Genomic DNA, 13469 nt, shown 5'->3' with positions numbered 1-13469 from the left:
GGCCCGCCGTACCGGGCGCTGCGCGTCGCGGTGCACCACGAGCGGCCGTTCGGCTTCCTCGCGGTGCACCGCGCGACGGGGCTGGTGCTGGCGGCCGGGTGGGTCGCCCGAGCCGTGGGCGCCTGGAGCGGGGTCAGTCCGTCAGCAGGCGCTCGCGGAGCTGCTCGCGGGTGGCGGGGGAGAGCTTGAGGCCGTCGGTGAGGTAGGGCTCGATGCCGCCCCAGGTCTCGTCGATCGCCTCGAAGGCGGCCGTGAGGTAGTCGATGTGCGCGCCGAACAGCGGCGACAGCAGCTCCATGACCTCCGGTGACATCCCGACCGCCGAACTGTCCGTGCGGCGGACCTTGTAGCGCCGGCTGGGGTCGTTGGACTTGAGGTAGTCCGCCTCGATGGCGTCCCGCTCCACGCCGACCGCGAGCAGGGTGACCGCGATGGACAGACCGGCGCGGTCCTTGCCGGCGGCGCAGTGCATCAGTGCCGGGACGCTGTCCTCGGCGAGGGCGTGCAGCAGCCGGCTGTGGTCCTCGGTGCGGGTGGTGATGATCTCGCGGTAGGTGAGGGCCATCCGGCCCGCGGCCTTGCCGTCGCCGAGCGCGAGCCGGAGCTGGTCCAGCTCGCCGTCCCGGACCATCGCCCAGAACTCCGCGCCGTCGGCGGGGTCGGTGAGCGGGATGTTGACGTTCCGCACGCCGGGGAGGGCGACGTCGGGGCCCTCCAGCTTGATGTCCGCGGCGTTGCGGAAGTCGAAGACGGTGTGCAGCCCGAGGCCGGCGAGGAACGCGGCGTCCGCCTCGGTGGCGTGCGCGAGGTGACCGCTGCGGAAGAGCCGACCGTGCCGGATGCGACGCCCGTCGACGGTCGGCAGCCCGCCCACGTCGCGGAAGTTGCGGACCTCCGCGAGTTCCGGCTGGGACTGGGGGACCTGCGGCGTCTGCTGCGTCACGGGCGCTCCTCGGGGTCGGTCGCCGACGCTGCTCGTCGACGAGGCGGGGCTCCTTCCGACGATACGACACCGATGCCTGCGGCAATCAGGTGGCAACGGGGCGCAACACCGGTGCAACGGCGCGCATCATCCCCCATCCATGGCGGTGGGGCAGCACTTCCTGATCGATCATTATTCCCACTTGGACAGAATTTGACTTGGTGGTATTAATCACCCCTCGTCAACCCCTGGTTACGGTGGCGTAGGTCACTTCTCGCGGTGAAGTATGTCCTGACGTGGCAGACGATTCGAAGAACATCAGCAACGGCGCGATCAGCGCCATCGGGTCGTACGCAGCCGTCGGGGACAGCTTTACCGAGGGGGTCGGGGATCCCGGTCCGGACGGGGCGTACATCGGTTGGGCGGACCGCCTTGCGGTCCTCCTCGCCGACCAGCGGAACGAGGGGGACTTCCGCTATGCCAACCTCGCTGTGCGGGGGCGGCTTCTGGACCGGATCATCGAGGAGCAGGTGCCCCGGGCGCAGCAACTCGCCCCTGAGTTGGTGACGTTCTGCGCCGGCGGCAATGACATCCTGCGGCCGGGCTCGGACCCGGACGCGGTGGCCGAGCGCTACGAGGCGGCCGTGGCCGCGCTGCGCGAGACGGTCCCGACGGTGCTGCTGTGCACCGGTTTTGACACCCGGGGCATGCCGGTCCTCAAGCACCTGCGCGGCAAGATCGCCACGTACACCGCCCATGTGCGGGCCATCGCCGACCGGCACGACTGCCCGGTGCTCGACCTGTGGTCGCTGAAGTCCGTGCAGGACCGGCGGGCGTGGAGCGAGGACCGGCTGCACCTGTCGGCCGACGGGCACACCCGGGTGGCGCTGCGCGCCGCACAGGTGTTGGGACTTGAGGTGCCGGCCGACCCGGACCAGGCATGGCCGCAGGAGACGGAGCGGACCGCCGCCGAGGCGCGGCGGGACAACATCCACTGGGCGCGCGAGCACCTGGTGCCGTGGATCGGGCGCCGACTGCGCGGCGTCTCCTCCGGTGACGACGTCGAGCCCAAGCGGCCCGACCTGCTTCCGCTGTAACTCCCACGGCACGCTGAAGGCCCCGTGCCCGCCCGCGGCGGAACGGGGCCTTCAGTGCGCCGTCGCCCGATACGGCAGGTCCGCCCAGACCACCTGGCCCCGGCCGCCGTCGTCGGGCCGGGTGCCCCAGCTCTCGGAGAGCGCGCCCACCAGGAACAGCCCCCGGCCGCCCTCTTCGTCGAGGCTTCCGGGCAGGGCGTGCGGTGCGGAGGTGCCCGGTCCGCCCTCGTCGGTGATCTCTATGCGGATGTGCGCGCCGACGACCGCTATCTCGCAGCCGACCTTCTCGCTGTCGGTGTGCCGCACCGCGTTGGTGAACAGCTCGGTGACCACCAACTCCACGTCGTCCCGCACCTGTTGGGCCGCGCCCCACTCGCACAGCAGCATGCTGACGCGCCTGCGCGCCTCGGGAACGGACGTGCGCAGCGCCGGCAAGTGGAACGCGTCCTGCGGGCTCGGAGCGGCGAAGCTGCCGCATCGCCCTAACGACGGAGCGTTTTTGTAGGAAGCCACGACTTAACTATGTGCGATGTTGCTCACCGTTGGCAAGGATCAGTCTGTAATTTGCAGAATTGAAAGTGCAGTCTGTTCGAGCTGATGACGGCATGACAGACTGCTGAGCACTGAAGCTGGTTGGAGGGGATCGGACGTGGCGGACCCACGGTCTGCAGGTGCACCGACCGTCCTGCGGGTGGTGCTCGGCAAGCGACTGCAGGACCTGAGGGAGAGGGCGGGGCTCTCCTTCGAGCGCGCCGCCGCCGCGCTCGATGTGACGCACGCCACGATACGGCGCATGGAGAAGGCCGAGGTCGGCCTCAAACTCCCGTACGTGGAAAAGCTGTTGGCGACCTACGGCGTCACCGACCAGGAGGAGATCGACGGCTTCGTCTCCCTGGCCCGCGAGGCCAACCGCCCCGGCTGGTGGCACCGCTTCCGCGATGTCCTCCCCGAGTGGTTCAGCGCCTTCGTCAGCCTGGAGAGCGAAGCCAACCTGATCCGCTCCTACCAACCGCACTACGTCCCCGGCCTGTTGCAGACCGAGGACTACGCCGCCGCCGTGCTGCGCGCCGGAATGCCGCACGCCGCCCCGGCCGACATCGACCGCATCGTGGCCCTGCGCATGGAACGCCAGGCGCTGTTGACCCGCGGACAGGCCCCGATGCTGTGGTCGGTCATGGACGAGACCGTGCTGCGGCGCCCCATCGGCGGACCCAAGGTGATGCGTGATCAGATCACCCGGCTGATGGAGGCCACCTCCATGCCGAACGTCCGGCTCCAGGTGATGCCGTTCGCCGCGGGTCCGCACCCCGCCATGTACGGGCCGTTCCACATCTTCCGCTTCCCGATCCCGGAGCTCCCGGACATCGCGTACGCGGAAAGCCTCGTCGGAGCCGTGTACTTCGACCAGCGCAACGACGTCTCGCAGTTCCTGGAGGCCCTGGACCGGATGTGTGCGCAGGCCGCGCCGGCACACGCGACCGAGGCCATCCTGGGCGGCTTTCGCAAGGAGATCTGAACCCCCCATGGACCGCATACGTATCTACAACGGGATGCCCGCCAGCGAACTGGGCAGCGACGGCTGGCACAAGCCGTGGAGCGGCGGAAACGGCGGCGAGTGCGTCGAGGCCCTGCGGCTGCGCGACGGCCGGGTCGCCCTGCGCCAGTCCACCGACCCGGACGGTCCCGCGCTGATCTACACCCACCGCGAGATGGTCAGTTTCATCGAGGGCGCGAAGGCCGGCCACGCCGACTTCCTGCTCTCCGCCGCGTCGTGCCCGGCGCACTGAGGGAGGAGCCATGAACGAGCAGCACAGCCCTCCCGGTTGCGACCCCGGAGCCTGGGCGATCGGGCCGTACCCGCCCGGCCCGGACCATCTGGGCTTCGCCGCCGAGGAGATCGACACCAGCCGGCCGCACCCGGCCCGGATGTACGACTACTTCCTCGGCGGCTGGGACAACTACGAGGTCGACCGGGTCGCCGCGGACCGCGTCATCGAACTCCACCCCAAGGTGCGCGACAGCGTCCGCGCCAACGGCGCCTTCCGCCGGCGCGCGGTCCGCGCCGTGGTGGCCGCCGGGGTCCGGCAGTTCCTCGTCCTCGGCGTCGGCATCCCCACCTCGCCCAACGCCCACGAGGTGGCCCGCGAGACCGCCCCCGAGACCCGGGTGGTCTACGTGGACAGCGACCCGATCGTGGCCACCCACGCCCGGGCCCGCCTCGCCAACGCGCCCGGCACCGCCTTCGCGCTCGGCGACCTCCGCGACCCCAAGGCGGTCCTGGAGGACCCGGCGGTCCGCGAACTCATCGACCTGGAACGGCCGGTGGGCCTCCTGGTCGGTGGCGTACTCGACTTCCTCGGCGACGACGACCACCCCGCCGCGCTGCTCGCCGCGTTCGGCGCCGCGCTGCCCGCCGGTAGCCACCTGATCCTCTCGAACGGCACCTACGAGCCGTACGAGGGCTACGCGCAGGGCCGGGTCGACGAGGCCGCCCGCGCCCACGTCGAGGAGGTCTACAAGAGCGCCACCACCCCGCTCGCCCTGCGCACCAAGGACGAGGTGGCCGCCCTCCTCGGGCCGTTCACCCCGCTGGAACCGGGCGTCGTACGGGTGCCGCTGTGGCGGCCGGACGGGCCCGTGCCCGGCCCGGAGGAGCTCAACAACACCATCTTCTACGGGGTGGTGGGCCGCAAGGGCTGAACCGCGCCCTCCCGCCCGCGCGGTGGCGCGAAGGGCGTCAAGTCGTCTGCGTGGCAAGACACTTGAGGTCGCGGCCGGCCTTCCGGGGCCGGGCGGCGTGGGACGGCGTCGCCCGGGCCTTCGGGCTCGGCGCGGAGCGCTACGCCCCGGTGCGGGTGACCTGGGCCTCGACGGCGGCCACCGGAGCCAGTGGGGGCGGCGGAGTCTGCGCGGCGCGCAGGTCGTCGGGCCGGGCGAGGGCGGTGTGCGCGCCGGCGGCCGTGCAGGCGTGGGCGCCCGCGACGGCTCCCAGCCGGGCGCACTCCTCCAGGTCCTGACCCGTCAGCCGGCCGTAGAGGAAGCCGCAGGTGAAGGCGTCGCCGGCGCCGTTGTTGTCGACGACCGGGCGGGGCGGCACGGCCGCGGGCACCAGCCGAGGGGTGCGGTCCTCGGGCGTGAGGAGATAGGCGCCGCCCGCGCCGGCGGTGGCGATCACGGCCTCGGCGCGCCCTTCGTGGACGATCTCCCGCATGATCGAACCGATCCGCTCGCCGGCGCCCGCCGTGCTGAGGAAGACCAGCTCCGAGCGGAACGCGAACTCGCGGTGATGCTCCGTCAGACCGTCCCAGTCGTGCAGGTCCGTGGAGACGGGGAGGCCCAGCGCTTCGATGTCGTCGAAGAGGTGCCGGGCGAAGTGGGTGATCGACAGATGGACGTGCCGGGTGCGGCGCAGCAGGGGGAGGTAGTGCTCGGGCGGCATGCGCAGATCGAGCGGGTCGCGGGCGTCGTAGAAGGACGTCCGACGGCCGTCCGGCGAGACGAGGTTGACGGCCCGTCGGGTGCCGTGCGGGGAGGCCAGCGGGCGGAAGTCGACCCCGCTTCCGGCCAGCCGCTCGCGCACCAGGGCGCCCGGCGGATCGTCGCCGAGGAAGTCCACGAACCCCGTGGTCAGTCCCAGCGCCGCGCAGCCGAGCGCGACACCGGTACCGGTGTGCCCGGCCTCCTCGCGGATGGGCGGCACCCGGTGTCTGTCGGCGGACGGCACGGGCAGCGCGCTGACCCGCACGATGGTGTCCACGCCCGATCCGCCGACGACGAGTACGTCATATGGCTCAGATACCTGCTGGAAGGTCACAAGCGTCCCTGAATCCCTTGCTGGTGCGACGAGTCCCGTGCTGGTGGGAGCGGCCGCGGCCGCGGTGCGCCCGCCGACGGGAGTCTAGACGCACACCCGCCTCATATCGGGATGTTAGGGACTGGCGTGACGCGCAGGGGGAACGGGCGCCGAGAAGTCGCTGCTCACGCCCCGGGGCAGGGGCGCTGACGGGTGGGCCGGGCGGTGGCCGCCGCGCGTCAGGAGGAAGCCCGGGACGGGAGTTGCCGAGCGGCCGTCGAACCGGTCACAGCCGGGAACGGGTCGTTGACACCGGCCCGGCGGGCGCCGGAGTCTGAGCCCCGACAGTGATCAGATCCCGGCGACGGTGACCAACGGACCGGCGGGCCGGCCCGGGCGGGGAGAGGGAGTACGCATGCCGGAGCACACCGCCCGCGGGCGGACCGCGGTCGTGATCGGCGGCGGGCTCGCCGGGATGCTCGCCGTCGTCGCCCTGCGCGGGCACGTCGAGACGATCACGGTCGTCGAACGGGACCGCTATCCGGCCGGCCACGCCTTCCGCAAGGGCGTCCCGCAGGCCCGTCACCTGCACATCCTGCTCAGCGGCGGGCAGCGCGCACTGGAGCGGCTGCTGCCCGGCACGGTCGCCGCGCTCACCGACGCCGGGGCCCGCAGCCTCCACCTCCCGCGCGACCTGCTCACCCGCACCCCCACCGGCTGGCAGCGCCGCTTCGACGAGCGCCGGCACCCCACGCTCAGCGTCACCCGGCCGGTGCTCGACGCCGTCGTCCGCGAACGGGCCCTGCGCGCCGTCGGACCGACCACCCGCGTCGAGGTCCTGGAGGCGACCGAGGCCATCGGCCTCATCGGCGACGCCCGGCGGGTCACCGGCGTCACGGTCCGCGCCCGCACCACCGGCACCTCTCGCCGGCTCCCCGCCGACCTGATCGTCGACGCCTCGGGACGCGGCTCCCGCACGCCCCAGTGGTACGCCGAACTCGGCCGCGAGACACCGCAGGAGGAGACCGTCGACTCCGGCCTCGCCTACGCGACCCGGATGTACCGGCCCACCGACGAGGACGGCGAACCCGAGATCGCCGTCAACGTCCCCGGCTGGCCTGAGTGCCCCCGGGGCGCCGCCTACCTCCCGGTGGAGGGCGGCAACTGGCTGCTGACCCTGTCCGGGGTGACGGGGCACCACCCGCCCACGGACGAGGCGGAGTTCACCGCGTTCAGCGCCACCGTCGGCGACCCCTACGTCCACGAACTCCTGACCCGCGCCGAACCGGTCTCGCCGGTGCACGGCTTCCGCGACACCCGCAACCGCCGCCGGCACTACGACCACCCCGGCGCGCTCCCCGAGGGGCTGCTGGTCCTCGGGGACGCCAACTGCACCTTCAACCCGGTCTACGGCCAGGGCATGTCCGTGGCCGCGCTCGGCGCGGTGGCCCTGCGGGACACCCTCGACGCCGTCGGCGGCCCGGGGCCCGGCGTCCTCGGCCGGGCACAGCGGGCGGTCGGCCGGGCCGCGGAGTCCGCCTGGATGGCCGCGGTCGGCGCCGACCGCCCCTATGCGCACGGCACCGAGACCAAGGCGGGCCCCGGCGAGCGCCTGATGTCGTGGTACCTCGACCGGCTCGCCGCCCGCGCCGCCGTCGACCGGGTCGTCGGCGGCGCCTTCCGGGACGTCTTCTGCCTCACCGCCCCGCCCGCCCGCCTCATGGCCCCGCGGGTCCTCCTGCGCACGGTCTTCCTGCCCCGTCGCCCGGGGCTGCCCAGACCACCCGGCACGGTGGAGACGGCCTGAGGGCGAGGGGGGCGGAGCGCCGCCGGTCGCGCCGGGGCCGCGACCCCGTTCCGGATTCACCCGATCGGGGGAGTCCGCGTGGCGTCGTCGCTCACCCCGTCGTACGACGAAGTACGGGCCTGTCTGCGGGTTCGTCCGTCCGTCGGCCCGCTCGCCGGTCGATCCGTCGAGGCGTCGCTTCGTCGGTTCGGGAATGTGGCGGGCGGTCGGGTCGTTGCCCACGGAGGGTGCCGGTGGCGCAGTCGGGGCCGCGGTGCAGGTCTCGGGCGGTTGTCGGAACCCACCGTTCGTGCGGTCCGTTCACTTCGCGACTGCCCCGACCATGGAGGTGCCGTGACCGCATCCCGTCCCCGCCCGAGACCACTGACCGCGCTGCGCCCCGCCAGCTTCGGTGCCGAGCCGACGGGGGAGCGGCTGGCGAGGATGCGCAGGTCGCCGCAGTTCGTGGACGGGCAGTTCCGCAATCCGACGCCCACCCGGCAGTTGCTCCGCGGCGCCGCGCTGCCGATGGCCCGCACGCAGCTCAGCCGCGAGGGGCGGTTGCGCAGGGCGCCGGTGGGACGGATTCCGGTGCACCGGCCCACCGCCGCGGACCGGACCCGCCCGCCCGCCTCGGGGCTGCGGCTGACGTGGATGGGGCACTCCAGCGTGTTCGCCGAGATCGACGGGCACCGGGTGCTCTTCGACCCGGTCTGGGGCGAGCGCTGCTCGCCGCTGCGCTGGGCCGGGCCCAAGCGGATGCACCCGGTGCCGGTGGAGCTGGCGGAGCTGACGCCGGTCGACGCGGTGGTGATCTCGCACGACCACTACGACCACCTCGACATGCCGACCATCAAGCAACTGGCGGCCTCCGGCGCGGTCTTCGTCGTGCCGCTGGGCGTCGGCGCCGACCTGGAGTTCTGGGGCGTGCCCCCGGGCCGGATCACCGAGTTGGACTGGCACGAGTCGACCCGGGTCGGCGGGCTCACCCTCACCGCCACCCCGGCGCAGCACTTCTGCGGCCGTGGGCTGCGTGGCGCGCAGCACACGCTGTGGGCCTCGTGGGTCGTCGCCGGTCCCGAGCACCGCATCTACCACAGCGGCGACACCGGCTACTTCCCCGGTTTCGCCCAAATCGGCGCGGAGCACGGCCCGTTCGACGCCACGATGGTCCAGATAGGGGCCTACTCCGATTTCTGGCCGGACGTGCACATGACCCCGGAGGAGGGGCTGCGGGCGCAGCTCGACCTCCAGGGCGGGCGGCCGCGCGGGGTGCTGCTGCCGATCCACTGGGGCACCTTCAACCTCGCCCCGCATCCGTGGGCCGAGCCCGCCGAGCGCACGGTCGCCGCGGCGTACCGGGCCGGCGCCGAGGTCGCGGTGCCGCCGCCGGGCCGGCCGTTCGAGCCCGCCGAGGCGCAGGTCGTGGAGCCCTGGTGGCGGGTGGTCGCGGTGCCGCCGGTCCAGGGTTGGCCGAGCTGGCCGCCGGCGGGTCCGGGGGCGCGGGTCGGCGCGGTGGAGGGAGAGGCGGACCCCGCCGCCGTCGAACTCCCGCAGTGAGGCGGGGCGGTTGGGGCGGTTGGGGTGCTGGTGTGCTACTCAACCGCCCTTGTTTGTACGGGAGTTCGGATCTTATCGCGCGCCCGTGCGGGCCGTGCATACCCAAGTAGGTGGCGTGGGGTAGCGAAACCCCGAAGTAGGTCCGAACCCCACCCCCGCAACAACTAGCGTGCGTGCTCCGTGAACTGCCAACGGCCGATCCGGAGGGCGCCGATGCGTACCGCAACGCCGAGGACCGAGAGGTCCCAGGAGGCTGCCGGTTCCCCTGGGGGGCGGCACGGCCGGGCGGCGTTCCCCGAGCCGGTGGCCGACGCGGCGCTGCGGTCCCGACTGGTCCGGCTCGCCGCCGTCCCCGCCCTGTCGGTGGCCGTCGTCTGCGCGGGCGTCGCCGCGTTCGTGGTCAGCAGCGGCGGCGCGCGGATCACCCAGCGCGAGTGGGCGGTGCTGGCCGGCGGCCTCGCCGCGGTCTGCGTCATCGTCCTGATCGGCGGACTGGTCGGGAACGCCGAGGCGCGCGCCCAGGCGCACCGCTGCACGCGGCTGCGCCAGGCGTGCGCCCGCGCCCAGGCCGATCTCGTCGACCTCCTCGACCGGGTCCGCCACGACGAGTGGCTGCGGCCCCACGACGGCCGGGAGCCGCTGGCGGAGCCCGGCGGCGACCCCCTCGGCCAGGTCGCCCACGACATCGCCGTCACCGGCCGGGCCGCGGAGGCCGCGCTCATCGAGGCGGTGGGCATCGTCCGCAGCGACGCCACCGGCAACGAGCAGAAGCTGGAGGTCTTCGTCAACCTCGCCCGGCGGCTCCAGTCCCTCGTCCACCGCCAGATCCTCACCCTGGACGAGATGGAGTACCAGGTCGAGGACCCGGACCTGCTCAAGGGCCTGTTCGTCATCGACCACCTGGCCACCCGCATCCGCCGGCACGCCGAGAACCTCGCCGTCCTCGGCGGCGCCATCACCCGCCGCCAGTGGACCCGGCCGATCACCATGACCGAGGTCGTGCGCTCCTCCACCGCCGAGGTCGAGCAGTACACCCGGATCAAGCTGGTCTCGCCCTTCGAGGGCACCCTGCGCGGGCACGCCGTCGCCGACGTCGTCCACCTGCTCGCCGAACTCGTCGAGAACGCCACCGAGTTCTCCGACCCGGAGACGCCGGTCACGGTCCGCGCGCGGCACGTCACCGCCGGCCTCGCCGTCGAGGTCGAGGACCGCGGCCTGGGCATGGCGGGGGACGAACAGGAGCAGATGAACCGGCTGCTCACCGACCCCGAGCGGATCGACCTCACCGAACTCCTCGACGACGGCCGGATCGGCCTCTACGTCGTCTCCGCGCTCGCCCAGCGGCACGGCCTGCTGGTCCGGCTCCAGGGCAACATCTACGGCGGCGTGCAGGCCGTCGTGATCGTGCCGCCGGAGCTGCTGGGCGCCAACTCGGCCGAGATCCGCGAGGAGTTCCCGGACGGGATGGAGGACGAGGAGCCCGTTCCGGCCCCGGCGCGCGGCCAACGGGCGCACGGCGACCGCTTCCACTACGCCCCCGACCGCCGCGAGCCGTCCGTCGGGCCCCTGCCCCGGGCCCTGCCGGCGCTGCCCGCCACCCGAGGAGACGGCCTCCCCGCCCGCCGCCGCATCGTCCGCACCCCCGCACAGACCACCGTCGCCAGCGTCGAGGCCGCCGCGACCGCGCCGCAGCACGCCTCCGGCCCGGCCGGCGTCCCGCCCGGCGCGCTGTCGGGCGGCGGCCACCCCGCCGACCAGCGCCCCACCGGTGCCCGCCCGGCTCCGACCCGCCGCGCCGACCCGGGCCCGGTCGTCCTGCCGCCCCCGCCGCCACCCCTGGACGAGCTCGACCGGCCCCGGCTGCCGCGCCGCATCAAGCAGGCCCACATCGCCCCCCAGTTGCGCGACGCGCCGGTCCAGCCACCGCAGCGCACCGACCCCGAACGACTCCACGACCCCCATCTGATGGCCGCCTACCAACGCGGCTTCAGCCGCGGCGACCCCAGCTACGCGGCCGGTCTGGCCGCCGCCGGCCGCCCCGGCCCCGCTCCTGCCACCACCCCGGGCCAGGACGGCGGGACCGGCCGCACCGCGGACCCCGATCTGCTCCTTCCCCCCGACCACCACGCCCCGACGGCCCGCCCCCGAGGAGACGAACCCGACCATGGTGAGTGATGTGCGCGCACAGCGGCACGCGGAGTTCCGCGGCAATCAGCACACCGACCTTTCCTGGCTGCTGACCGGACTCGTCCAGCGGGTGCCCCACACCCGAAGCGCCGTCCTCCTGTCCGCCGACGGCCTCGTCAAGGCGTGCCACGGCTTCGAACCCGACGTCGCCGACCACATGGCGGCGCTCTCCTCCGGCCTGTACTCCCTTGCCCGGAGCGCCGGTTCGCGCTTCGGGGAGGGCAGCGACATCCTCCAGGTGGTCGTCGAGATGCAGGAGACCTTCCTGTTCGTCGCCGCCGCCGGGTCCGGCGCCTGCCTGGCCGTGCTCGCCGGCCGCGAGGCCGACGCGGGCGTGCTCGGCTACGAGATGGGGATGCTGGTCAAGAGCGTCCGGCCCTATCTGTCGGCGGCCCCGCGCACCCTGGGTCCGGCGGGTGGCCGTTGACCGTGGCCCTGCCCCTCCGGCAGCGGCCGTTCGGACCGGACGCCCCGTGGGTCGACGACGTGGCGGGCCCCCTGGTCCGCCCGTTCACCGTCAGCAAGGGCCGCACCCACCCCACGGCGGACTTCGACCTGATGACCATGGTGCGGGCCACCGGCCGGCGGCCCGCCGGGCTGCAAGGACCCGACTACGACCGGGTCCTGGGGCTGTGTGACGGGCGGACCGTCCCGGTCGCCGAGATCGCCGCCCACATCCGGCTGCCCGCCGTCGTCACCAAGGTGCTCCTGGCCGACCTCGTCGACTGCGGGGCGCTCGCCGCGCGTACCCCCTCGGCCGTCTCGGCCGCCCCCGCCCCCCGTCCCGACCGCGCCCTGCTGGAGGCGGTGCTGCATGGACTTCGCAGACGACTCTGACCCCCACACCTTGGTGGACCCGTCGTCCGATCACTTCCCGACCGCGCTGAAGGTCCTGGTCGCGGGCGGGTTCGGGGTCGGCAAGACCACCTTCGTCGGTGCGGTCAGCGAGATCGAACCGCTCAGCACCGAAGAGCTCATCACCCAGATCAGCGCCGCCACCGACGACCTGGCCGGCGTCGAGGACAAGGCCACCACGACCGTCGCGATGGACTTCGGCCGGATCACCCTCGGCCCGGACCACGTCCTGTACCTCTTCGGCACGCCGGGGCAGCACCGCTTCTGGTTCCTGTGGGACGAGCTGTCCCACGGCGCGCTCGGCGCGGTGGTGCTCGCCGACACCCGACGGCTCGACCAGTGCTTCGCCGCGGTCGACTTCTTCGAGGGGCGGGGCATCCACTTCGTCGTCGCGGTCAACGAGTTCGACGGTTCGCACCGCTACGCACCCGACGAGATCCGGGCCGCCCTGGACCTCGACCCACAGGTCCCCGTCGTCCCCTGCGACGCCCGCCAGTGCGCGTCCGGCACCCAGGTGCTGGTGTCCCTCGTCGCGCACCTGCTCACCTTTCCCGTCCTCACCGCCACCCCGGAGCTGCCATGAACGTCCCCTCCGCACGCTTCCCGTTCCCCTCCCGCTATCCGTCCTGGCGCTATCCCTCCTCCCAACTACCGCACCTCACCGAGGATCTGACGCGACGCCTGTTGATCACGCCGGAGGACCACGAGGCACCGGCCCGGGTCACCCGACTACGTGAACTGGGCATCGGCAAGAACCCGCTCCCCGCCTTCGACGCGTTCGCCCGCAAGCTGGCCCGGACCACCAACACCCCCTATGCGATGGTCAACTTCATCGACGAGCGGGAGCAGTACTTCGCCGGCCTGTACGCGCCGGACCTCGACACCGCCGTCGAGCTGGGCCCGGCGCCGCCCAGCGGCCGCCCGGAGCGGATCATGGCCCGCGACCACGGCTACTGCCCGTACGTCGTGGTGCGGCGCAAGGCGCTGGTGCTGGAGGACGTCTGCGACTACCCGCGGTTCGCCGGCAACCCCGTCGTCGACGAGCTCGGCATCCGCACCTACCTCGGCGCCCCGCTGATCGACCGCACCGGCACGACGCTGGGCACCGTCTGCGTCATCGACCGCGAGCCCCGCCCCTGGGGGCGCGAGGGGTTGCACACCATCAAGGCGTTCGCCGCCGAACTCGTCGAGCAGATCCACGAGATGGAGCGGCGGCAGCAGGAGGCCGGCGCCTCCTGACCGGGCGAGCCGGCGGCCCCGGGCCGGGAG

14 protein-coding genes are annotated in these 13469 nt (G+C 73.3%); 11 read left to right on the top strand and 3 right to left on the bottom strand.

Features of this window, described 5'->3' with window-relative positions; genetic code table 11:
• Positions 1-133 precede the first annotated feature (133 nt).
• Complete coding sequence (locus tag PV796_RS08250; protein WP_274912266.1) at positions 134-943, bottom strand: tyrosine-protein phosphatase; 810 nt, start codon at positions 941-943, stop codon at positions 134-136.
• A 275-nt stretch (positions 944-1218) separates the two neighbouring features.
• Here PV796_RS08250 and PV796_RS08245 point away from each other — a divergent pair, with 275 nt between their 5' ends.
• The gene (locus PV796_RS08245) at positions 1219-2019 is read left to right on the top strand and encodes an SGNH/GDSL hydrolase family protein (RefSeq protein ID WP_274912265.1); all 801 of its coding nucleotides are present in this window, start codon (positions 1219-1221) and stop codon (positions 2017-2019) included.
• A 51-nt stretch (positions 2020-2070) separates the two neighbouring features.
• Here the strand turns inward: PV796_RS08245 and PV796_RS08240 are convergent, their stop codons facing one another.
• Positions 2071-2532: an ATP-binding protein gene (locus PV796_RS08240; protein ID WP_274912264.1), complete on the bottom strand. Its 462-nt coding sequence runs from the start codon at positions 2530-2532 to the stop codon at positions 2071-2073.
• A 136-nt stretch (positions 2533-2668) separates the two neighbouring features.
• Here PV796_RS08240 and PV796_RS08235 point away from each other — a divergent pair, with 136 nt between their 5' ends.
• Genes PV796_RS08235 through PV796_RS08225 form a run of 3 tightly spaced genes read left to right on the top strand, consistent with a single transcriptional unit; the run spans position 2669 to position 4719 of the window.
• Positions 2669-3535, top strand: coding sequence for a helix-turn-helix domain-containing protein (locus PV796_RS08235; RefSeq protein WP_274912263.1), 867 nt, complete (start codon positions 2669-2671; stop codon positions 3533-3535).
• Between the two features lie 7 nt (positions 3536-3542).
• A complete protein-coding gene (locus PV796_RS08230; RefSeq protein WP_274912262.1) occupies positions 3543-3806 on the top strand; it encodes a DUF397 domain-containing protein in 264 nt (87 codons plus the stop codon).
• Between the two features lie 10 nt (positions 3807-3816).
• Positions 3817-4719 carry an SAM-dependent methyltransferase gene (locus PV796_RS08225; protein ID WP_274912261.1) on the top strand — a complete coding sequence of 301 codons (903 nt, stop codon included), beginning with the start codon at positions 3817-3819 and terminating at the stop codon, positions 4717-4719.
• A gap of 139 nt (positions 4720-4858) precedes the next feature.
• Here the strand turns inward: PV796_RS08225 and PV796_RS08220 are convergent, their stop codons facing one another.
• A complete protein-coding gene (locus tag PV796_RS08220) occupies positions 4859-5833 on the bottom strand; it encodes a carbohydrate kinase family protein (protein ID WP_376565433.1) in 975 nt (324 codons plus the stop codon).
• 394 nt (positions 5834-6227) lie between these two features.
• On the opposite strand from PV796_RS08220, the gene PV796_RS08215 reads away from it, so the two are divergent.
• The 7 genes from PV796_RS08215 to PV796_RS08185 all read left to right on the top strand — a co-directional run bounded on the left by PV796_RS08215 (position 6228) and on the right by PV796_RS08185 (position 13439).
• Positions 6228-7619, top strand: coding sequence for an NAD(P)/FAD-dependent oxidoreductase (locus tag PV796_RS08215; protein WP_274912259.1), 1392 nt, complete (start codon positions 6228-6230; stop codon positions 7617-7619).
• A gap of 333 nt (positions 7620-7952) precedes the next feature.
• Positions 7953-9158 (top strand): MBL fold metallo-hydrolase, encoded by a 1206-nt coding sequence (locus tag PV796_RS08210; protein WP_446750574.1) that lies wholly within the window; start codon positions 7953-7955, stop codon positions 9156-9158.
• A 213-nt stretch (positions 9159-9371) separates the two neighbouring features.
• Positions 9372-11333 (top strand): ATP-binding protein, encoded by a 1962-nt coding sequence (locus tag PV796_RS08205; RefSeq protein ID WP_274912258.1) that lies wholly within the window; start codon positions 9372-9374, stop codon positions 11331-11333.
• Positions 11323-11772: a roadblock/LC7 domain-containing protein gene (locus PV796_RS08200; protein WP_274912257.1), complete on the top strand. Its 450-nt coding sequence runs from the start codon at positions 11323-11325 to the stop codon at positions 11770-11772. Before PV796_RS08205 ends, PV796_RS08200 begins: the two co-directional genes overlap by 11 nt.
• Positions 11769-12182 carry a DUF742 domain-containing protein gene (locus PV796_RS08195; protein ID WP_274912256.1) on the top strand — a complete coding sequence of 138 codons (414 nt, stop codon included), beginning with the start codon at positions 11769-11771 and terminating at the stop codon, positions 12180-12182. Before PV796_RS08200 ends, PV796_RS08195 begins: the two co-directional genes overlap by 4 nt.
• Complete coding sequence (locus PV796_RS08190; RefSeq protein ID WP_274912255.1) at positions 12160-12783, top strand: GTP-binding protein; 624 nt, start codon at positions 12160-12162, stop codon at positions 12781-12783. The genes PV796_RS08195 and PV796_RS08190 overlap by 23 nt, the downstream gene beginning before the upstream one ends.
• The gene (locus PV796_RS08185) at positions 12780-13439 is read left to right on the top strand and encodes a GAF domain-containing protein (protein ID WP_274912254.1); all 660 of its coding nucleotides are present in this window, start codon (positions 12780-12782) and stop codon (positions 13437-13439) included. The genes PV796_RS08190 and PV796_RS08185 overlap by 4 nt, the downstream gene beginning before the upstream one ends.
• Positions 13440-13469: the final 30 nt, after the last annotated feature.

Origin of the sequence: Streptomyces sp. WZ-12 (genome assembly GCF_028898845.1) — a bacterium.
In the GTDB taxonomy this organism is placed as follows: domain Bacteria; phylum Actinomycetota; class Actinomycetes; order Streptomycetales; family Streptomycetaceae; genus Streptomyces.
Note: the sequence above shows the minus strand (reverse complement) of the source record. Positions and strands in the feature narration are given on the sequence as shown.